Raw genomic sequence first — 20,023 nt, 5'->3', positions numbered from 1 at the left:
AGGGGTGATGTGATGAGGTTTGCACTCCATAAGTTGGGCAAAATTGAGCAGAATCAGGTTTTGCTGCCCGAGCTCAGTTTGTCCGTGGAAGCGGGAGAAATCGTGGCCGTGCAGATGGAAGCGGAATACATGCAAACGCTATTTGCACTTATGAATGATCCCGGGTTGTATGTCTCAGATAAAATTGAATTTTCGGGTGATTCCTCTTCCAGCTTGTATCTCTGCCAACGCGAGGATGGGCTGTACAAGCGGTTAAACGCGCGGCAAACGCTCAAATTCTGGTCGACTTTATACGGTGCTGACGCGAATGTGGAAGAACTTCTGGCACTGTGCGAACTGAACGCCTTGCCTTTACGGGCTAACAAGCGTCTGACGTATTCCGAGCAAAGGCGGCTGCATTTCGCACGGGCTCTTATTCAGCCAGCATCCGCTTATTTGTTTGAAGATCCGACCTATGGGCTTGATTTGCAAAGCAAGTACATTTTTAGCGCCATTTTGGAGCGTATAAGTGCGGATGGAGGTTGTGTGCTGATTGTTACTTCTTCGCTGGAAGAAGCGATTCTCCTGGGGACCCGTGTATACCGTTTTTCTGCCAGAGGACTTGTGCTAGTGGAAGAAAAAACGGGGAATGGCAACGAGGAAAGCGAAATCCCGGAATCGGATTTGCGTCAAGTGAAGTTTGAGAAGATTCTCGCTAAAGTCGAGGATAAAATAATTCTGTTTAATCCTCTGGAAATCGATTATTTGGAATCTCGTGATGGACAAACCTTATTGTTTGTAAACAATGAGACATTCGTTTCCTCAACGGCCCTGAAGGAGCTGGAAATCAGGCTTGTTCCGTTTGGTTTTTTTCGCTGCCATCGCTCTTATCTTGTTAACCTGCAGCGGGTGCGCGAGATCATCGTATGGAGCAAAAACAGCTACAGTCTAAGCCTTGATAACAAAGCGAAAAGCACGATTCCTCTATCAAAAGGGAACTATGCTGCGCTCAAACAATTAATTCATCTATAGCCATTGGAGGACCGTCAAGATGAGCAGACGTTATGCTCTTTATTACAAAGAGCTTTGTGACTTGCGCTGGAACGGGCAAATTATGCTAATTGTGGCTTCTGTTCTTATCGTGAACGCAGGTTTTTTGCTTGCTCCGCATGAAATACATGATTCATTCTTCGTTGCGTTCACTATGTGTATGCTGACCTTGCTGATGCAAGGCAACTTAATGGTGGAGGAACACGAACAGAATACTAACCGCGTATTGCGACAAGCTGGTGTGAAGCCGCTTGAAATGATATTAATAAAAGCTTCTATCACCGCTCTGTTAACCGTATTGCATTTGCTGGCTTTTTTCTTGCTGAACGGCTATAGCTGGATACAAATCTTTAAGACGTTAATACTGGTTTCGCCAGTGATCGGAATGTTTTTGGGGATCGGCACTTTGCTTGGTCAAGCATCTAAAAATACAGTGGATGTCAGTTTGTACGCCTGGCCAATCATCCTTTTTTATTTTTTGGTTGAAAGTTTAGTTATGAACCTGGAACCAACGTCAGGACTTTGGTTTGTTATCATCCCTAATTATCACATTCATTATGGCATGCTGAAACTTCAGGCAGGAGAGCTCTGGGGGGTGTACTTGTTAGTACCCTTCTTGTGGTGCGCCGTTGCTGTCCGCATGGTGTGGAGAATTACTAGAGTCTGAGTGGATATCATACTATAACCTAAGCTATTAGGGCAGTGTACCGGGGAGTAGTTTTCAGAGGAGAAGGATACTAATCAGTGTTGTTGAATTTTATATAGATACTGCTATACGATCTGGCCAGTCAATTGATCAAGCGATTATTTACGTCTCTGTCGCTCTTCAAGCACGGAAGAGGACCCCAAGCGCTTTGGGTTGGCTGGCTGAGCGTATGGAGAGCAATAATAAGATTATAAAGTGCTATAATTGGAAAAATGTTAGTTTTTGAGAGGTTATCTCTACATAAGGAGAAGTATCAGATCAATGAAAAAAACATTATTGATTGCTCTCGGAAATGTTGTTATAGGAGTAGCTGCTTATTTATTAATTGCAGCTTTTGCTTCACATTTAAATGATAGCTATAGACAGCTGGGCTAAACAATATGTAAACGGGTAAGAAGGAGTTGAAGATACGATGGACGCCTGGAATAAAAGATTTGTGCTGAAACATAAAAACGCCCCAGTTGTGGAAATTGAACTTGATGAAGCGACGGGTGCCATTTCTGCTATCGGTCGTGTGTATGATGAGCGCCACGTTCCAGTAGGTGTACCTATTAAAAAAGGTCGCATTGACCGTGCTGCGCTTAATGAATGGTGGCGAGGGCGCGCAATTCCTGCCAGTCGGGACGGCATTAAAGAGGCGTTGATCGATTTAAACATAGCTACCCCGCAAAAGCTGTTGGATAAAAGTTTGGGTCTAAGTTTATCCGATCAATATTGGATTTGTCCTTCGGGTTCGGATGCCGATTGGTCACAGCTTAATTTTTTTGAAAATGTTTTTTCCGAAGATGTTGGAAATGTGTTACTTGGCAGAGGGGAAAAGGAAGGTAACATAAGCTTAATGTCGCCGGACAACACATCGGATGGCTGGCTAAAAAAGAAGTGGACGATCGTGGATGGGAAACGTTGTCTTATCAAAGGCGGCAGCGGAGCAACCCAGCAGGAGCCATATAATGAAGTGCTGGCAAGCCGATTGATGGAGCGGCTTGGCATTCCTCATGTTGCTTATACGTTACTAATCCAGGACAATTATCCTTACAGCGTATGTGAAAATTTCATTACCCCACAGACTGAACTTGTAACAGCGTGGTATGTGATGCAGACACAGCAAAAATCTAATAATGTGTCTGTTTATCAGCATTATGTTAACTGCTGTGAGGCGCTCGGCATAACTGGAATCGTAGATGCACTTGATCGTATGATTGTCGTAGACTACCTTATCGCCAATGAGGATAGGCATCAAAATAATTTCGGCGTCATTCGCCATGCGGAAACGTTAGAATGGATTGGAGCCGCCCCGATTTATGACAGCGGGTCTTCCTTATGGTTTGCGAAGCCGAAAGCACTCATTTCGGCAACGAGTAAAATCACATGCAAACCGTTCAAAAATGATCACAATGAGCAAATCAAACTGGTCACGTCTTTTGAATGGCTTGATCTGTCTCTGTTGCGTGGCATTGAGGAAGAATATCGGGATATCCTGGAGGGCTCCATGTTTATTGATGAAGCAAGACGAGACGCACTTTGCAGTGCTTTACAAAAACGGATCGAGATGTTGGCCGAGATTGTGCATTCCCGAACGCCTCGGTATTGGACGGATAATCGAAGTGCAGATGTTCAGGAGAATATTGCCTACAGCGGCACGCCAAGAGAGGATGATTGGGAGCCTGAGCAATAACGTTATCGGTAGTAATTGAACATCAACTCTAATTAAGAAATTGTTCAATTCAAGTTCTATGGAGGGATATCTTGATGAGGATTCGTTCTATACAGAAGAAGACTCCAAGCTAGTTGTGCAGTATACCGCAACGGATCAAGGAGTAGTACAATTGGAACTTATTCAACCTAGCAAGAAAGGCGACTCTGGCTCTGGTGTTATTACTCAAGAACAATTTGACACAAAGAAAAAGCAATTATTAGGGTTGTAAGCATAGCTCGATTTTAACGAGGAAACCGTTCAGAGCCTTGGATTTCAAGGCTTTGAGCGGTTTTTTATTCTGAAGATTAATTTTCATCCAACACCAGGTATGTTTTAGGAAATTTAAACATACGTATAACTTACATGCGGAGCCCTTTTATTAAGGAGGAAGTAATTAAATGGCTTATCAGTATCATTTGGTAGCGAGTTTTCCAGCAGATCGTAATTTTAAGGGGACACTGGAAATGTATAATAATGCGGGGAATTTAGTATTCGGCCCTGTTGAAGCTCTTGGCCGAGGTTCTAATTTGCCGACAAATGGATTTGACCATACGCAATGGATAAAGAAGGATGCCGATGTACCAACGGGCGAGTACGCAACATCGGTGATCGCACCAGGCCCCTCAATATTCTCATATGGTCCATACAATAGGGTTTGGCTGCATCCTGCTCTTTCAGGTGATGCCAAAATTGCAGAGGAGGCCGGGCGCAATGGGATTTTGATTCATGGTGGAGAACTGACTACGGATAAATCTTTGCCCTGGTATCCGCTTCGCCCGACATTTGGCTGCATTCGTTTGGAAAACTCGAACCAAAAGGCGCTGATTGAAGCGATTGAGCATGCTGGTGGCGGTACGGGAATGATTACGATCAACAATTTACTTAAAATATATGAAGTCAATGCTCCGTGGAACAAGATTTAGCATAAGGAGAGGGAATTCAGGACAATTCTGAATTCTCTCTTTATTTCTGATCGGAACTATGTCGCAAATATTTTTATTTGATGGCGACAATCTTATTGTAATTTTCTCTGACGCTGTAACGCCAGGCATCAGACCTTGGGCCGTCATCATAAACGCTAACTCTTCATTAGATTTAGGTAGTAGTCTTTTGTGCTTTTATCAAACTTCTCGATTGCGTATCTTAAAGTGGTTCTGGGCATGGTGCGAGCATGCTTATCCAGGAAAGACCTCAGCGTTGCTTCGTCTTTTTTGCCGGCTTCTCGAATGAAGCTGCCAACTGCTTTGTTAATTAATTCCTCCCGATCGTTTACGAGTATTTCGGCGATGGCAAAGGTGTCCTCGGTGTTTCCCTGTTTAATAAAGCTATACGTACTTACCATAGCAGTTCTTCGTTCCCAAATATTGGAGGAGTGTGCCATTTCGTACAGTTTATCCTTGGGTTTATCTAGCAAATAGGTCCCGACTACAGAAGGAGCGGCACGATCAACAAAGTCCCAGTTGTTGATTCGATCATGTCTCCGAATATACAGCTCGTACAATGCCTGCCTGTTTTCTTCCGGGAGTTTCTTGGCTTTGGCTTGAAAATCCATAATGCTCACGGCACCCATTCTCACTTCATAATAATCGCTTTCCAGAAGCAGTTCGATTTCCGATAAGGGCATATTCATAAATTGTTTGGCAATTTCGAACACGGTGCGCATGTTTAGACCCAAGCACTTCGTATTTTTATCTGAGCCTTTAAAAAACTTCTTCATTTTTTCGATTTCCGCTTCATTCTGATATTGCTGCAACTCATGTATAAAGCGTTCAGCAGTATAAGTGTCCATGTACGTTAAACTCCTTTCGATTACCTTGGATTGTTTAATTATATAGTATAGATGGTATATAATGTTGGTAGATTGTAGTTATGGGGGTGTGAGCGTTGTTTAGTAAAATAGATGCCAAAAAGTTATTGCTAGATAACAAGAGGCCGTTGCCTGAATATACATTAAAAAGCTTGCGGGAAAAGATTTTACTAGAATGGACGTACAACACCAATGCGATCGAAGGCAACACCTTGACTTTAAGTGAGACAAAGGTTGTATTGGAAGGTATAACCGTTGGCGGTAAAACGCTGCGCGAACACTTGGAAGTGATTAACCATCAACAAGCTATTTCTTATGTAGAGGATATTGTTCGCAAAGAAGAGCCTATGTCGCAATGGCAGATCAAAAATATACATCGACTCATTTTAAAGGGAATTAACGATGATTATGCCGGTGTATATCGAGATCAACAAGTGCTGATAGCAGGCGCTTCCCATACTCCCCCGCCCCATTATCAGCTGGATAGTGAAATGGAAGCATTAATGAATTGGTATGAGAAGGAAGCTACAGCTCTTCATCCAATTGTACGAGGGACTATGCTGCATGCTATTTTTGTTGGCATACATCCCTTTATAGATTGTAACGGACGAACATCGAGATTGCTGTTGAACCTGGAGCTAATGAAGTCTGGATATCCACCTATTATTATAGAAGTAAAGCATCGACTGGCATACTATGAGTCGTTGGATGAGGCAATTGCTAAAAAAAACTACAACAAGTTCATAGAGCTTGTCGCTTCGGCTACCGAAAAATCTTTGGATCTATATTTAAGTGTCTTAGATTAAATATGCTTTAATAAAAAACAGTTCATCGGTAATTTCTGATGAGCTTTTTTTGTGTTTTTATTCCTTAACAACGCACGAAAGAAAACAAAAGGTAACAAAGTTAAGAAATGGTAATTGTGATACCGTTTTTCTTTTTCTATAATTATCAAATAACACAAGAAAGCGCATACATTCGATTCGATATTTCGCATGAGTCGCGAAAGGGGGTGATCAGATCAGGTTGTGCGGTCAACCGTTATACCGAATTGTGCTGCCCGGTGAAAGCGTATCAAGATTTAATTTTAAGAGGAGATGAAGGAAATGATTTCACGCGTAAAAAAGTCAATGCTCGTACTGCTGGCATGTCTGACTGCGTTGCCGCTCATGCTAGCCGCACCGGCACCTGCCATAGTGTCTGCGGCGAGTGATGCCGTCATTAATTTATCCTCAGAGAAGCAAGTGATTCGTGGTTTTGGCGGCATGAACCATCCGGCATGGATCGGTGATCTGACAGCCTCGCAAAGAGAAACAGCGTTTGGCAATGGGCCGAACCAACTCGGATTTACGATTGTAAGAATCTATGTAGATGATAATCGAAATAATTGGCACAGAGAAGTAGCCACGGCTAAAAGAGCAGCTGAACTTGGGGCGTTAGTCATTGCTTCGCCATGGAATCCCCCAAGTGACATGGTCGAGACCTTCAACCGCAATGGCGATCCAAATGCAAAACGGCTCAGATACGACAAGTACGCTGCTTATGCGCAACATCTTAACGATTTCGTCACATTTATGAAAAATAACGGTGTCGACCTATATGCTATTTCAGTCCAAAATGAGCCGGATTACGCCCATGACTGGACATGGTGGACCCCGCAAGAAATGCTGCGCTTTATGAAGGAAAATGCTGGATCGATTAATTGCAAGGTCATCGCGCCAGAGTCATTTCAATATCTGAAAAATATGTCCGACCCGATCTTGAACGATCCGCAAGCTCTCGCCAATATGGATATTCTTGGCGCTCATACGTACGGTACCCAGTTTAGCAATTTCCCTTATCCGCTGTTCAAACAAAAAGGGGCGGGAAAAGAACTCTGGATGACCGAAGTATACTACCCGAACAGCAACAACAACTCGGCTGATCTGTGGCCTGAGGCATTGGACGTTGCGTATCACATCCATCATAATATGGTGGAGGCTGAATTCCAGGCTTATATCTGGTGGTATATCCGCAGGCAATACGGCCCGATGAAAGAGGATGGAACCATTAGCAAGCGCGGATATTCGATGGCTCATTACTCGAAATTTGTTCGTCCCGGTTATGTAAGAGTCGACGCTACGAAAAATCCCGATACGAACGTGTTTATATCCGCATATAAAGGCGACAACAAGCTTGTGATCGTGGCAGTCAACAGAGGCAATTCAGCCGTCAACCAGAACTTTGTCCTGCAAAATGGAGCTGCATCGAACGTATCCAGATGGATCACGGACAGCATCCGCAATTTGGAAGCAGGAACACCACTAAATGCATCGAGCGGCTCCTTCTTTGCGCATCTTCCTGCCAACAGCGTAACGACTTTTGTAGCTGAACTAAGCGGCAGCGGCGCCGGCACTACGTATGAAGCGGAGACGAATACGACATTGACTAACGCAGTCGTAGAAACCATTTATTCGGGCTATAGCGGCAGCGGTTATGTCAACTTTAACGCTTTGTCCGATGCAGCCATTCAGTGGAATAATATCTACGCTGCTGTTACAGGAACAAAGAATGTGAAAATTCGCTATGCACTGGAATCAGGAACAAGAAATCTGGACGTCTATGTGAATGGAACGAAAGCGATTAGCAATACCCCGTTTACAGCAACCGGCAGTTGGTCAACCTGGGGTGAAAAAACGATCCAGGTATCAATGAATGCCGGGAATAACACGCTGCGAGTCGTAACAACCGGTACAGAAGGCCCGAATATTGACAATATTCAGGTTACGGCTCAGTAGGTTCTTTTTGAAGGCCCATGTCATTGCGCATGGGCCTAATTTTGATCAATATGAGAGTAAATCAAGTTAATGGGAGTTCCATTACTTTAGCGAGATCACCAGGTGCTAATAGCCGGGCTTCAAATATTTCAGCCCTTGCATGTATCGCTGCAACGCTTGCGGAATCCGAATAGAGCCGTCTTCCTGCTGATGATTTTCCAGCAGTGGGATCAATATACGGGGCGAGGCGATGGCAGTATTGTTCAGGGTGTAACAAAATTGCGTCTTTCCGTCTGCATTTCGGTATCGAATGTTCGAACGGCGGGCTTGAAAATCCAGCAGGTTGGAGGCGGAGTGAGTCTCACCATACGCCTGGCGGCTTGGCATCCAGGTCTCGATGTCCCATTGTTTGTAGGTTTTCTGAGACATGTCGCCAGTGCATACAGCCATGACGCGATAAGGAAGCTCCAGCAACGACAGGATTTTCTCTGCATTGGCTGTAATCTCTTGCAATAGCTGCTCCGCTGTATCTAAACTTGCTTCGCACAGAATCACTTGCTCGACCTTAGAAAACTGGTGCAATCGGTACAAGCCATGAACGTCTTTTCCTGCCGATCCGATTTCATTGCGGAAGCAGGTAGAGACAGCGGCAAGTCGAATCGGTTCGGTAAGGTCGACGATTTCATGTTCGTAATATGACACTAGCGGCACCTCTGAGGTCCCCACCAGCCACTTATCCTCTTCCGCTATTTTGAATGTCTGGCTTTGGCTAAGCGGGAAGTGTGCAGTATTGAGCAAAGCCTCTGTACGGACCATGAGCGGCACCTCAAGCAGTGTAAATCCTTTTTGAATTAACAGATCAACGGCCAACTGCTGTACAGCCCGGTGTAGGAGCGCCCCCATGCCGGTAAGATAATAATTCCGGCTGCCAGCTGTCTTGACGCCGCGAGGAATATCGATCATCTGATGGAGCTTGCCAAGCGTCACATGATCTTTAGCTTCAAAAGCAAACGTCGTTGGTTCACCTACTCGTCTAATCTCCACATTGTCGTGATCGGAGACGCCTATCGGCGTATCCGGTGATACTATATTAGGCACATGGAGCATAAGCTGGTGATACTGACTTTCGACTTCTTTATGCTCATCTTCAATTGTGCTTAAGCGTTGATTGATTTTTTTAACAAATTGCTTGCTGCGTTCAGCTTCCTCACGCTTATTGCTCCGCATCAGTTCCCGGATTTCCTGACTTAGCCGATTACGATCTTGCCGCAGCCGCTCCAACTGAAAGAGCAAGGCCCGCCGTTTGTCATCGTATTCGATTAATTGAGAGATTGAGACAGAGATCCCCTTTTGGTCTGCAATCGATTGTACCGTTGCTTGATTTTGCCTGATCCATTTAATGTCCAACATGGCAGTGCACTCCTTTTATGAGAATATAAAAAGCGCTCTCGTCCAATTGGGACGAAGAGCGCTATTCTCGCGGTGCCACCCAAATTGATTGAGCAGCAAAACTGCCCAATCCCCTTAGTTCCGCGGTAACGGGCGGACCCGGTTAACTTAGGGGGAATGACTTCCCCTTGACGAAAACGCCTCCGAGTTGGATTCTCTTCATCGGCCTGATGTCGTTATTTACATAGTATTATACTCAGACTGCTCGTTGTATTCAAGAGCCTTCTTTATACGCTTTATCGAATTTTAATCATTTCAATATGAAATGTTAATTTTTATAACGGCAGCTGTTTATTTTCAATGGTTACGATGAAAGGAGTAAGGCTATCTATAAAAATAATGGAGGAGAAAGCTTATGGGAAACCAGGTACTGTTGGAAGTACAAGGGCTTACGAAAACCTTTGGCTCGAGGGTGGCAGTGGATCGTCTGAATATTCGTATAGCGGAAGGAGATATATACGGGTTTCTTGGCACGAACGGTTCGGGTAAAACGACGACAATCCGCATGATTACCGGTCTCATTCATCCCGATGCCGGCGAAGTACGGATAGGCGGGTTTCATCTAAAATCACAGTTCAAATCCGCAATTTCGCTTGTCGGCGCGATCGTCGAGAATCCGGCTTTTTACGGTTATCTTTCTGCCTATGACAATCTTAAGTTAATGGCGAATCTGTATCCGAGCGTAACACGGAAGCGAGTAGATGAAGTGCTGGAGATCGCCGGACTATCCGAACGTGCGAAAGATAAAGTCGCGTCCTTTTCACTTGGCATGAAGCAGCGGCTTGGCATTGCTGGCGCACTGCTGAATCAGCCGAAGCTAATTATACTGGACGAGCCTACGAACGGACTCGATCCGCAAGGCATGAAGGAGATCAAGGAGCTGATCGTGCAGCTTGCTGCTGAGCAGGGCATTTCTTTTCTAATTTCGAGTCATCTGCTTCATGATGTTGAACAAATATGCAACAAGGCAGCTGTGATCCGGAAAGGGAAGCTGATTGCAGAAGGGGAGGTAAAGCAATTGCTTGCTTCAGGGAAGGAAACTAGGACGCTGGAGCAATTCTTTTTCGACATTACGGAAGGAGATGGCCGGCTATGATGCTCAGGCTGATCCAAAACGAGCTCTACAAAATGGTCAGATTAAAAAAGCTTTATATTTTTATGGCGATTCTGGCCGTGCATGCATGGTTAACGGCCTATTTCTATAACGCGGGCGGGGAGTGGAAGTCGGTGATCGTGGTGCCGAATGGTCAGTCTCTTCCGTTAACACTTCTTAATAGTATGGCTCAATTTATGATCGTTTTTATTCCAATCTATGTTGCTGACATGATCACAAGTGAAGTGAACAGCGGTACGTTAAAATTGTCATTGCTGTGCCCAGTCCGGCGAATCGAATGGCTTTGCGCCAAGATTGTCTCCTTATTCGCATTCTTGGTAGTACTGCTTGCTTTTTCTATAGCAGCGGAATATGTGATCGGAACGCTGGCCTTTGGTTGGGGAGAACAGACCATCTATGCTGATACATTATATTCACAGACAGAAGGCGTATGGCTAACGCTTCGCCTGGCATTTTCCATGCTGCTGCCATATATGGCTTGCGGAATGATTGTAATCATCGTTGCCCTGTCTGCTACGAATATAAGTGCGGCGATTGGGTTGTCAATCGGCCTTTTGACAGCTGCGCAATATTTGAATATTGTTGATACACTCAAGCCGTATTCCATTGTAAATCAAATGTACTTTTTTCATGAATCTATTCATCAGGCAAACATAGCAGCTATATTACAAAACGTCGTGGTGCTTGCCGGTTACCTCATCGTTTCTTATTTCATTAGCGCAATCATGATCAAGAAAAGAGACTTTATTCTTTAAAGGTGGGACCTCGCTTGAGTAAGCTAATCCATTTCGAACTATTTAAAGTGTTTAGACAGAAGAAGCTGTACCTGTTTATGCTTATTCAAATTGCGGTGGAAATATCGGCAGTTTTTCAATATGAGTGGGATGCATCCGGCTTTACTGATACTGGACCCAACGGTCAATCATTTCCACTGCTCATCCTTCATAACGGCCCATTGTTTATCGCTATTTTTGTTGCAATTCTGGCCGCCGATTCCATTGCAGAGGAATATCGAAGCGGTACGCTCAAGAAAGCACTTCTTTGCCCGATAAGCAGATTGGATCTGCTTCACGCCAAAATCGTGTCGATGTTTACGGTTATGATGGTTCTGCTTATATTTTTAGTTTTTTCTTCCTACGTTGTCGGGACGATAGCTTTTGGGTGGGGAGATCGAACTGCTGTTGGCGAAGTCATATACTCATTTAGCGAAGGGGTACAGCTTTTGATGCATATGATTCTTCTATCTGTACCGCCTAATCTGGCGTTTGGCATGATCGTAATATTTGTGGCCCTGGTAACGTCGAATCCAGGCGCTTCCATCGGAACGGCTCTTGTGCTTATTGTACTTTCTCCGTTGCTCGAGGGCATTTCGCAGCTCGAGCATTTGTTTATCGGGTATCAGCTAAGAGCCTTTCCATTTCTTCCTTTGCACGACCCGGCAGCGCACAATTTGCTGGGCGGCTTGACCGTCATTCTCACCTATCTTAGTGTTTCATATACAGGTAGTGTTATGATGATAAGGAAGAAAGATATTTTGACGTAAATGGGGTGAGCCCGCGTTGTTTGACAAAATATTAATCGTGGAAGATGAGAAAGAAATTGCAGAATTGTTAAAAGACTATTTGGAGGCAGAACGCTTCGAGGTTATCGTCGCCAGTGACGGACAAGAGGCAATACAGCTGTTTAGTGAATGTAGGCCGCAATTGATGATTTTGGACATTATGCTTCCGAGGTTTGACGGGATAGAAGTATGTCGCATAATCCGATCACAGTCAGCAATCCCGATCATCATGCTTAGCGCCAAGAAAAGCGATGTAGATAAAATTGTCGGGCTAGGGATTGGCGCGGATGATTATGTCGTTAAACCATTTAGTCCGGGCGAGATGATTGCACGGGTCAAAGCACAGCTCCGTCGGGCAAATCAGCTTTCGTCTCTTGCTGAGACGGCTGAAATTATACGCTATCAAGAGCTGGCGCTTAATGTTAAAGCTTATGAAGTTACGGTTCGAAATCAACCTGTCCCGCTCTCGGCCAGAGAATTTGAAGTGCTGCGTTATTTAGCTCTTCACCCGAATCAGGTATTAACTCGTGAACAAATTTTCCGGTATGTATGGGGCTTCGACGAGCATGGGGATTTAAACACTGTAACCGTTCATATTAAGAAAATCCGGGAAAAAATCGAAGTCGATCCTGCAAATCCAACGCTGATCAAAACGGTGTGGGGAGTCGGCTATAAGCTCGACGGTGGTCCGCGATGAAGCTCGGCATTCGTTTCAAGTTAATCGCATCGCTAACCGGGATCATTTTCATTCCGGTTGTTTTGATGAGCATATCCGGGGTTCGAGAAAATCATGGAGACTCAGCTAATGGGGCAACTGGCATTAACTTTATGTTCGTGCTTGGTTTTCTGGTAGTTGCGTTTGTGTTATGTGCTTACCTATTGGCACGATTCATTACAAGGCGTATCCTTCTGCCGCTGAAAGAACTGAATGATGCTTCGGAACAAATTATGAATGGCAACCTCGATGTCGAAATTCGCAGCCGGTACAATGACGAGATGGGCAATTTTATTTCGGCCTTCGATGTCATGAGAGCAAGGCTAAAAGAATCGCTGGATCAGCAAGCTGCTTATGAGCAGGCTCGCAATGAGCTGGTGGCGAATATTTCCCACGACTTGCGAACACCGATTACATCTATTCGCGGATATGTCGAAGGTTTGCAGGATGGCATAGCTCGAGATGAGCAGAAGGTCGCCCGATATCTTGCAGTCATTAAAAACAAAACGGATCAGCTTGACCGCTTGATCGAAGATTTGTTTCAATTTTCGCAACTGGAATCTGGACAATTAGCGATGGAGCTGCGGGAATCAGACAGTCGCGAGTTCCTTGAAGCGATGGCAGCCCCATTTGAATTGGAATTCCATGAAGACTCGAGTGTTGAGTTAACTGTCGTGCGGCCTTTTCCTTCCAGACTCATTCAAGTCGATCGTGATCGCATGGCACAAGTATTTGAAAATATAATCGAAAATGCCAAAAAATATGGCGGTCGTCCCGCTGAAATGACTATTTCGGCACAGGAAGAAGGAAACTGGATTCGAATTATGATTAAAGATAGCGGAATCGGCATCTCAGAAGATGATCTCCCTCACTTGTTCGAACGCTTTTACCGAGGAGAAAAGTCGCGCTCCCGTGCATTTGGAGGAGCGGGGCTTGGCCTTGCAATATGCAAGCAAATTGTAGAAAAGCATGGCGGACGTATTGGAGTGCAGAGCAAACAGGGGATCGGTACTGAGTTTTATTTGACTTTGCCGATTATTAAATAGCATCCTTGTGTCGACTTACATGAAAATCGGGAATTGTGCTCTATTTACCTTATGCACACCGCGAGAAGACGATATTGCCCTATGGTTTGGCTCTTATATTAGGCGGAGCATTGGGCAATTATATCGATCGAGTGTCTAAAGGGGAAGTTGTGGATATGATCAACATTCATGTTATCAACTTCCCAGTATTTAATGTAGCTGATTCCTTCTTATGTATTGGTGTCATGATTGTGCTACTTCAATCTTTGAAGGAATCATCCTCAAATGCTTCTACAACTTCTTGAATTCCTACTAGGGCGTGTATGCAAACTCAGAAGGGAGCAGATTATGCCGAATGTTCGTTCCATGCAAGGCGCTTTTTCGAAGGCGTACCGGGTGTACGTCAAGGAAAGGCAACGCAGCAGGGGGCGAACAGGTGGTGTAAGATGCCCCTAAGCGGGTTTGCATACACGCCCTAACTCATCAAAATTTAGAAGAGTGCCAGTCATTCGCATTGTAAAGTCGATAAGTTATTTACATCCTTGATTTTTATGCTTAAAATTGAGAGAACATCCTCATTTTGGATTTTTTGGGGAAGGGCGAAGGAATGGTTCTATTTACTTTGATGGGAGGTAGAATTCATGTTAAAGAGAATCTTTTTAATAGTAGTTGCACTTATCACTATAGCAGGTTGCGGTAAAAGCGCCGCAAACGATAATACGGATAGCAGCAATATTGTAATCGATGAGCAAACCACAAAGATCCATTTTGTGGAGCTTAGTAATCAAAATGAAAATTTGCTTAGTATCGAATATCGAATTACCAATCAGACTAAGGAAAGTATAGGTCCCTTTTATGTTAATTATGTGATTCATGGACAAACTCTACATGATTTATTAGGATTCAAAGAATATTCCTCGTATAAAGAATTGGGAGGAGAAGGAATAAAGCTGGAATCGGGAGATACGTATCAAGGGGGAGATAATTTACAGATATCTACGGAAAAAGGTGATTTCATTAATTTTCAAGATGAGAACAGTAATGCTATTGAAATTCAGATTGTGGATATAGAAACAGAAACAGTTTTGACTTCTCTTAAGATCCACAAATTTTCCTTTGTAAATGATGGAAGCTTGAGCCAACTTTTAGAAAAGACTAGCAAAGATGGTTCATTTCTGTTCGAGAATCTGCCTTGGCTAATATCTAAACAAGAAGTAATCGATCAACAAGTGCAGGGAGCTATCCAGTCAGAGGAGACGAATAGAATTATTGTTGAAGGGGCTCTTGACTTGGATGCCGAAGTAGAGCAAACGGTCATTTATAATTTTCAAGATGATCAATTGGTGTCAGGGGAATACTGGTTTGTTACCTCTGATGAGCAATATTTTGTTGAGATGGGCAAAGAATTGAAAGCCCTTTTAACTAACGGTTTGTCAGAGCCAAGGACGAACAATTTGGCAGTGTTGGATCAAGCAGCTCGTTCCTCAGAGCAGGGAGAGCATATGATATGGGAGGGGCTGGACCGTAGCGGACTTCGTATAAACTTATTGATGACGGATCAAGGTGATTATTTGCTGCAAATTCATGCAACATCACCACAGCCAGAACGAGAAGGTTTGCAGTAATATGGTGTATACAATTACGGTTTTAATTTCTAGCGGAAAATTATGAGCTAAGAGTGAGGGAATTGGAAGCAGAGCTTACTGTGTCTCCAATTCCCGAAAGCACCTTGATGTATTACACGCGCCAATTGATGAAGCAAGCCTTTAAGATTACTTGTGAGGCTGACCGGCTTCATCAAGCAAAGTAGGAATTTCACACATTAATGCGTGTACATTTTGATCTGGATCATAAAAGAAAGTCATCCACGTTTCCGAATGTCCTGTCTCGACAACTTTATGAGGCTTGTCCAAAAACTGCACTTGCTTCTCTACTAATAGTTCATAAGCAGCGTGAATATCATCTACATTAAAATAAAATACAGAGCTGGGATGATCAAATTGGGCACTCTCCGCAATGCTCAACACAATTTGCACCCCATTACATTCAAAAAAAGTCATGTTAGGTACTTGAAACAAGAGCTTCAGCCCCAAAATATCCCGATAAAATTGAACAGCGGCTTCCATGTTATGTACACGAATTGAAATTTGTGCAATACCTTTTAATTGAAATTCCGTACGCCTCATTCATACCCCTCCTATATTTGCTAAATTTTACACTTACCAATTAATATAACATAAGATATGGAAAAAAGAACTAGACTTTGGTTGTCACTATGATATAATTAGACCGACCGGTCGGATTGGAGGTGAGGCTATGAACAGAAAACACGGTGAAACGAAGCAAATGATTATGGAGCAGGCTGGGCAGCTTTTTATGGAAAAAGGCTACAATGCCGTAAGTGTAAATGATATTTGCAAGGCGGCAAGCGTTAGCAAGGGCAGTCTGTACCATCATTTTCAGAGCAAGGAACAGCTGCTGTTAGAGGTAATCGAGGAGGATGCCAGACAATGGCAAAGCAAATGGGTGCACTTAACGCAAGCTGAACAATCTGCTAAGCAGCAGTTATATTTGCTGGCAGAGCATTATGCAGAGGATTTTCAAAATCCGCTATCTACAGCACTGGAGGAATTTGCGAGAAGCCAGGTCATTACGGAGGAGATTCTGGCAAAGATCACGTCCATTAATGAAGTAACCTTGCAGGCTTGCCGTTCCATTATAATGAAAGGAATTGAGCAGAAGGAGCTTCAAAATATAAGCGTTGAGGATGCAGTTCTCATTGTCAGCAGCACGTTGGAGGGTCTTGGGAAAATCTACTATACGAATAATAAACATGAAAATAAACGTATTTATAGACAGGCCGTTCAAATCCTGCTTGATGGCTTAAGCACACGGTGATTTGTCAGAGTTGTAGTTAGAGTAAAAATTATTTGATCGGGAGCGATGGAATGGATCATTTTATTTTAGCGTTGATCTTGGTTGCACTTTGCATGCCGGGCATATGGCTAATGAGCAAATATACAGCGAGTGATCTGTTTGACAAGCCTGATAACCAGCTATCCAAACGAACTCTATTTATAATGATGGTCCTGCAAACCATCGTTATCGTCGGCTTGTCCGCAGTAGCAGGGATTTATTTTGGCAGCAAGGTTGGACTTACAGACCCGTTCCTGAAAGGACTGAGTCGCGGAGAATTGGAGCTAGCGAATCTGGTTCAACAAGTGGGGATCGGTATAATCGCCGGAATCATTTGCGCTTTGGTATGGATTGTGAGCTATTATTGTTTTATTCGGCCCAGAATTGATACAGCCTCCGTGCTGGCCTCCGAGCAAGCCAGGCAACAGCTTGGACTTGCAGCGCGAATTACTTCTGGCGGAATTACGGAGGAGATTATTTTCCGCTGGGGATTGCTTAGCTTAACGATGTGGGCGGTTCTATTCGTGACGCCATCTCAATCAGCTGCATTCTGGATTTCTATCATTACAACCGGCGTATTATTTGGCTTGGCTCATTTGCCTGGTAATATAGCCAAGGGCTGCATTCCTTCACCATTTTTGATCGCCTCAATGGTGCTCGGCAATCTGTGGGTTTCAGTCATATGCGGCTATCTTTTCTGGCAGTATGGCATTATTGCGGCTATCGTTGTCCATATGTTGTTTCATATTATATGGTATCCGTGGGAGCTTAAGTACAGAAATCGGCCTGGCAAGGAGGAAGTGCAATGAGTTTACGTACAACAGCCTCAATTATTTTGATGATAGCGTCCTGGGCCGTCATCCTGTTGGCCATTTACAAAATTAGCACCGACCGAGAGGTGGGGCTGAACGAGGTGATTGCGATCAGTTCTTTATGGATGACATATTTCACAACGATGACATGGCGCGGCGAAGAAGGGGCACAACAGGATGAGGAGCTAGATCCAAATACTACTGCACAGAGCTACAAGCTTAGCTATTTTCTACTAACAATTTTCATCCTTGTCGCTATGGCCGTGGACATGTTAATGCACCGTACCACGAATATTTTGCTCTTGGCGCTGCTAGGCTTTTCTATGATCATATTGCCGATGGTTGAGTTTATATATGCGAGAAAAGAAAAGGGAAGAAAGTGATCAATTTTGCGGGCGTTGTTTCCGCATCTTGACAGAATACTAAGACTTTATTAATATTTAAGCATAATTAAATATTAAGGATGATAAAATGAATGATGAACGAATTTCATTTCTGCTTGAATTGAACCAAATTGAATACGACTGTCATGCGATGCTTAATCAAGAATACGCTGCCTTGCTCGACGATTCAATTTCAGAGAAGCAACTGATTACATTGAATCATCTGGAGGAGAAAGGACGTATACTAACGGGTGAATTAGCCGAATTGCTAAATATTACCCCCAGTGCCGTCAGTCAAATGCTAAACAAGCTGGAGAAGAAGCAATTTATCCGCCGCTATATCAATCCGGATAGCCGTCGCGAAATTTTTGTTGAATTGGACCAAGCAGGAATTGATTACTTGAACCTTAATCGCCAAATTGAATTGTCTATTATTGAACGTTTCTACGCTAAGCTCCCTTGGGAAGACTTACAGCATTTGAAACGCATCATGACGCAGTTTAAAGAGATTATTATTTCGGAAAGAGCGAACAGGCAATCAGCTGATCTATAGGGGAGAGCTTACAATGAGACTATTGGAATATATCTTGCTCTTTGCTTCGATTGTTGAATAAAGGAGGAACGGAAATGATAGCAGCAAAGAAGGAACGAATCGCACAATTGTCGGAACTAATAGGACATGTAAGAGAACAGGCAGCTTTTAATGGGGTGATCCTGGTCGCCGAACAGGGCAAGCCTCTGCTTAGTGAAGCGATAGGGAATGCGGAATTTAGCAAGGAGGGCGTACGTCCGCTTACCACTGATTCAATGTTTGAGCTAGCATCCGTATCCAAGCCGATTACGGCACTGGCCATCGTCCGCTTGCAGCAGCTTGGCAAACTGCAGTGGGATGATCCGGTTTCCAGATGGCTGCCTGAATTGCCATATCCGGGTATTACGGTGCGCCACTTGTTGACCCATACATCAGGTTTGCCGGACTATATGGAACTGTTCGCCAAGAAGTGGGATCCTGCGATAATTGCTACCAATGAAGATGTACTGCAGATGCTCGCTACTCATCGACCTGAATCATTATTTGCGCCTAATGATAGCTGGATGTATAGCAATACCGGTTATGTTTTGCTAGCTATTTTAGTTGAGCGAATTAGTGGTCAGTCATACGCGGATTTTCTGTCCGAGCAGCTTTTTCAACCGCTTGGCATGACACGATCACTGGTATACAATCGACGGGTTGATCCAGACTTAGTCCCGAAGGACTATGCCTGGGGCTATGTCTATCGATTGGAGCGTGGTGGTTATGTGCTGCCTGACGAAGTGGCGGAGCTGAACTATGTCTATTATTTGGATGGCTTGCAGGGAGATGGAATGGTGAACAGCACGGCAGGGGATCTGCTGCGTCTGGATCGCGCGCTTTATGATGACGAGTTTATAAGCTCACAGCTGCGTGAGGCGATGTTTGGCCCGGTGGTGCTGAATAACGGTGAAACCTTTGACTACGGCTTTGGATGGCTGACTGAGCAGCATAATCAGCTTGGCAAAGTTATATGGCATAGCGGCGGATGGCCGGGATATGCAACAATGTTTAAACGCTATGTCGACCATGATGCAACGCTAATCCTACTGCAAAATGGAGAGCGGGAATATGCCTATACCGAGCAGGTGATTCAAAGTATTGAACAGATCCTTGCAGGCGAGCAGTTTGAACTGCCTCGACAAGTGGCGCTTCCCAAAATTGTCCCTCTTGCGCCGGAAGAATATGAACCGTTTCTTGGTAAGTATCGTTTTTCGCTTGAACAGGGCAAGTCGCTGATTGCGGAGGTATATGTAGAGCAAGACCAACTTTATATGAAGCTGGACAATGGCATGGTATTATCGCTGCTGCCAATTAGCAGCGTACGTTTCTATGAGCAGCAAACGGCAACCGAATTGGAATTTTCCGCCGTTGAGTCGAGCCCAAGCTCCCGCTTGATCTGGTACGAGCACGAGAAGGAGAACGTAGCAGAACGAGTTGAAGCCTAATTTGCAGTCAATCTTTGGCACATATTCATGAGATT

The 20,023-nt window shown here is 44.1% G+C and carries 22 protein-coding genes; 19 read left to right on the top strand and 3 right to left on the bottom strand.

Going from position 1 to position 20,023, the window contains the following annotated elements; genetic code table 11:
- The first annotated feature begins 12 nt into the window (after positions 1–12).
- From KJS52_RS15380 to KJS52_RS15360, 5 genes are all read left to right on the top strand, one after another.
- The gene (locus KJS52_RS15380; RefSeq protein WP_213516788.1) at positions 13–1,011 is read left to right on the top strand and encodes a LytTR family transcriptional regulator DNA-binding domain-containing protein; all 999 of its coding nucleotides are present in this window, start codon (positions 13–15) and stop codon (positions 1,009–1,011) included.
- 19 nt (positions 1,012–1,030) lie between these two features.
- Positions 1,031–1,696 (top strand): ABC transporter permease, encoded by a 666-nt coding sequence (locus tag KJS52_RS15375; RefSeq protein WP_213516786.1) that lies wholly within the window; start codon positions 1,031–1,033, stop codon positions 1,694–1,696.
- 451 nt (positions 1,697–2,147) lie between these two features.
- On the top strand, positions 2,148–3,410 hold the full coding sequence (locus tag KJS52_RS15370) for a HipA domain-containing protein (protein WP_213516784.1): 1,263 nt from the start codon (positions 2,148–2,150) through the stop codon (positions 3,408–3,410).
- Between the two features lie 58 nt (positions 3,411–3,468).
- The gene (locus tag KJS52_RS15365) at positions 3,469–3,660 is read left to right on the top strand and encodes a hypothetical protein (protein ID WP_213516775.1); all 192 of its coding nucleotides are present in this window, start codon (positions 3,469–3,471) and stop codon (positions 3,658–3,660) included.
- A 235-nt stretch (positions 3,661–3,895) separates the two neighbouring features.
- Positions 3,896–4,354, top strand: a complete 459-nt coding sequence (locus KJS52_RS15360; protein WP_246563610.1) for a L,D-transpeptidase family protein — start codon at positions 3,896–3,898, stop codon at positions 4,352–4,354.
- Positions 4,355–4,509: 155 nt separating this feature from the next.
- Here the strand turns inward: KJS52_RS15360 and KJS52_RS15355 are convergent, their stop codons facing one another.
- Complete coding sequence (locus tag KJS52_RS15355) at positions 4,510–5,220, bottom strand: DNA alkylation repair protein (RefSeq protein WP_213516766.1); 711 nt, start codon at positions 5,218–5,220, stop codon at positions 4,510–4,512.
- Between the two features lie 95 nt (positions 5,221–5,315).
- On the opposite strand from KJS52_RS15355, the gene KJS52_RS15350 reads away from it, so the two are divergent.
- The gene (locus tag KJS52_RS15350) at positions 5,316–6,044 is read left to right on the top strand and encodes a Fic family protein (protein WP_213516764.1); all 729 of its coding nucleotides are present in this window, start codon (positions 5,316–5,318) and stop codon (positions 6,042–6,044) included.
- A 300-nt stretch (positions 6,045–6,344) separates the two neighbouring features.
- Complete coding sequence (xynC, locus tag KJS52_RS15345) at positions 6,345–8,015, top strand: glucuronoarabinoxylan endo-1,4-beta-xylanase XynC (RefSeq protein WP_213516762.1); 1,671 nt, start codon at positions 6,345–6,347, stop codon at positions 8,013–8,015.
- Positions 8,016–8,120: 105 nt separating this feature from the next.
- On the opposite strand, the gene serS is transcribed toward xynC, so the two are convergent.
- Complete coding sequence (gene serS / locus KJS52_RS15340; RefSeq protein ID WP_213516760.1) at positions 8,121–9,404, bottom strand: serine--tRNA ligase; 1,284 nt, start codon at positions 9,402–9,404, stop codon at positions 8,121–8,123.
- Between the two features lie 394 nt (positions 9,405–9,798).
- Between serS and KJS52_RS15335 the strand changes: the two genes are divergently transcribed.
- From KJS52_RS15335 to KJS52_RS15305, 7 genes are all read left to right on the top strand, one after another.
- Entirely contained in the window at positions 9,799–10,539 is a 741-nt protein-coding gene (locus tag KJS52_RS15335) for an ABC transporter ATP-binding protein (protein WP_213516758.1), read from the top strand.
- Positions 10,536–11,312: an ABC transporter permease gene (locus KJS52_RS15330; RefSeq protein ID WP_306433583.1), complete on the top strand. Its 777-nt coding sequence runs from the start codon at positions 10,536–10,538 to the stop codon at positions 11,310–11,312. Before KJS52_RS15335 ends, KJS52_RS15330 begins: the two co-directional genes overlap by 4 nt.
- A 14-nt stretch (positions 11,313–11,326) precedes the next feature.
- Entirely contained in the window at positions 11,327–12,100 is a 774-nt protein-coding gene (locus tag KJS52_RS15325; RefSeq protein ID WP_213516754.1) for an ABC transporter permease, read from the top strand.
- Between the two features lie 16 nt (positions 12,101–12,116).
- Positions 12,117–12,815, top strand: a complete 699-nt coding sequence (locus KJS52_RS15320; protein ID WP_213516753.1) for a response regulator transcription factor — start codon at positions 12,117–12,119, stop codon at positions 12,813–12,815.
- On the top strand, positions 12,812–13,879 hold the full coding sequence (locus KJS52_RS15315) for a sensor histidine kinase (RefSeq protein ID WP_213516751.1): 1,068 nt from the start codon (positions 12,812–12,814) through the stop codon (positions 13,877–13,879). Before KJS52_RS15320 ends, KJS52_RS15315 begins: the two co-directional genes overlap by 4 nt.
- Positions 13,880–13,914: 35 nt before the next feature.
- Complete coding sequence (lspA, locus tag KJS52_RS15310; protein WP_246563608.1) at positions 13,915–14,163, top strand: signal peptidase II; 249 nt, start codon at positions 13,915–13,917, stop codon at positions 14,161–14,163.
- 336 nt (positions 14,164–14,499) lie between these two features.
- Positions 14,500–15,483 (top strand): hypothetical protein, encoded by a 984-nt coding sequence (locus KJS52_RS15305; RefSeq protein WP_213516749.1) that lies wholly within the window; start codon positions 14,500–14,502, stop codon positions 15,481–15,483.
- Between the two features lie 147 nt (positions 15,484–15,630).
- Here KJS52_RS15305 and KJS52_RS15300 read toward each other — a convergent pair whose 3' ends face one another.
- Positions 15,631–16,044: a VOC family protein gene (locus KJS52_RS15300; RefSeq protein ID WP_213516747.1), complete on the bottom strand. Its 414-nt coding sequence runs from the start codon at positions 16,042–16,044 to the stop codon at positions 15,631–15,633.
- Between the two features lie 130 nt (positions 16,045–16,174).
- Between KJS52_RS15300 and KJS52_RS15295 the strand changes: the two genes are divergently transcribed.
- The 5 genes from KJS52_RS15295 to KJS52_RS15275 all read left to right on the top strand — a co-directional run bounded on the left by KJS52_RS15295 (position 16,175) and on the right by KJS52_RS15275 (position 19,988).
- Entirely contained in the window at positions 16,175–16,756 is a 582-nt protein-coding gene (locus KJS52_RS15295; protein ID WP_213516745.1) for a TetR/AcrR family transcriptional regulator, read from the top strand.
- A gap of 50 nt (positions 16,757–16,806) precedes the next feature.
- Complete coding sequence (locus KJS52_RS15290) at positions 16,807–17,583, top strand: CPBP family intramembrane glutamic endopeptidase (RefSeq protein WP_213516743.1); 777 nt, start codon at positions 16,807–16,809, stop codon at positions 17,581–17,583.
- Positions 17,580–17,969, top strand: a complete 390-nt coding sequence (locus KJS52_RS15285) for a hypothetical protein (RefSeq protein ID WP_213516741.1) — start codon at positions 17,580–17,582, stop codon at positions 17,967–17,969. Before KJS52_RS15290 ends, KJS52_RS15285 begins: the two co-directional genes overlap by 4 nt.
- A gap of 88 nt (positions 17,970–18,057) precedes the next feature.
- Positions 18,058–18,522: a MarR family winged helix-turn-helix transcriptional regulator gene (locus KJS52_RS15280; RefSeq protein WP_213516733.1), complete on the top strand. Its 465-nt coding sequence runs from the start codon at positions 18,058–18,060 to the stop codon at positions 18,520–18,522.
- A gap of 74 nt (positions 18,523–18,596) precedes the next feature.
- The gene (locus KJS52_RS15275) at positions 18,597–19,988 is read left to right on the top strand and encodes a serine hydrolase domain-containing protein (RefSeq protein WP_213516731.1); all 1,392 of its coding nucleotides are present in this window, start codon (positions 18,597–18,599) and stop codon (positions 19,986–19,988) included.
- The last annotated feature ends 35 nt before the right edge of the window (positions 19,989–20,023 follow it).

Origin of the sequence: Paenibacillus montaniterrae, from assembly GCF_018403185.1 — a bacterium.
GTDB classification, from domain to species: Bacteria; Bacillota; Bacilli; order Paenibacillales; family Paenibacillaceae; genus Pristimantibacillus; species Pristimantibacillus montaniterrae.
This window is presented reverse-complemented; position numbering and strand designations above follow the sequence as displayed.

Bases quoted from the DNA above. Each gene is read 5' to 3' on its own strand.
- KJS52_RS15300 (WP_213516747.1), bottom strand. From the start codon at position 16,044: ATGAGGCGTACGGAATTTCAATTAAAAGGTATTGCACAAATTTCAATT.
- KJS52_RS15370 (WP_213516784.1), top strand. From the start codon at position 2,148: ATGGACGCCTGGAATAAAAGATTTGTGCTGAAACATAAAAACGCCCCA.
- serS (WP_213516760.1), bottom strand. From the start codon at position 9,404: ATGTTGGACATTAAATGGATCAGGCAAAATCAAGCAACGGTACAATCG.
- KJS52_RS15295 (WP_213516745.1), top strand. From the start codon at position 16,175: ATGAACAGAAAACACGGTGAAACGAAGCAAATGATTATGGAGCAGGCT.
- KJS52_RS15285 (WP_213516741.1), top strand. From the start codon at position 17,580: ATGAGTTTACGTACAACAGCCTCAATTATTTTGATGATAGCGTCCTGG.
- KJS52_RS15380 (WP_213516788.1), top strand. From the start codon at position 13: ATGAGGTTTGCACTCCATAAGTTGGGCAAAATTGAGCAGAATCAGGTT.
- KJS52_RS15280 (WP_213516733.1), top strand. From the start codon at position 18,058: ATGAATGATGAACGAATTTCATTTCTGCTTGAATTGAACCAAATTGAA.
- KJS52_RS15290 (WP_213516743.1), top strand. From the start codon at position 16,807: ATGGATCATTTTATTTTAGCGTTGATCTTGGTTGCACTTTGCATGCCG.
- KJS52_RS15330 (WP_306433583.1), top strand. From the start codon at position 10,536: ATGATGCTCAGGCTGATCCAAAACGAGCTCTACAAAATGGTCAGATTA.
- KJS52_RS15315 (WP_213516751.1), top strand. From the start codon at position 12,812: ATGAAGCTCGGCATTCGTTTCAAGTTAATCGCATCGCTAACCGGGATC.
- KJS52_RS15305 (WP_213516749.1), top strand. From the start codon at position 14,500: ATGTTAAAGAGAATCTTTTTAATAGTAGTTGCACTTATCACTATAGCA.
- KJS52_RS15355 (WP_213516766.1), bottom strand. From the start codon at position 5,220: ATGGACACTTATACTGCTGAACGCTTTATACATGAGTTGCAGCAATAT.
- KJS52_RS15275 (WP_213516731.1), top strand. From the start codon at position 18,597: ATGATAGCAGCAAAGAAGGAACGAATCGCACAATTGTCGGAACTAATA.
- KJS52_RS15365 (WP_213516775.1), top strand. From the start codon at position 3,469: ATGGAGGGATATCTTGATGAGGATTCGTTCTATACAGAAGAAGACTCC.
- KJS52_RS15360 (WP_246563610.1), top strand. From the start codon at position 3,896: ATGTATAATAATGCGGGGAATTTAGTATTCGGCCCTGTTGAAGCTCTT.
- xynC (WP_213516762.1), top strand. From the start codon at position 6,345: ATGATTTCACGCGTAAAAAAGTCAATGCTCGTACTGCTGGCATGTCTG.
- KJS52_RS15335 (WP_213516758.1), top strand. From the start codon at position 9,799: ATGGGAAACCAGGTACTGTTGGAAGTACAAGGGCTTACGAAAACCTTT.
- KJS52_RS15375 (WP_213516786.1), top strand. From the start codon at position 1,031: ATGAGCAGACGTTATGCTCTTTATTACAAAGAGCTTTGTGACTTGCGC.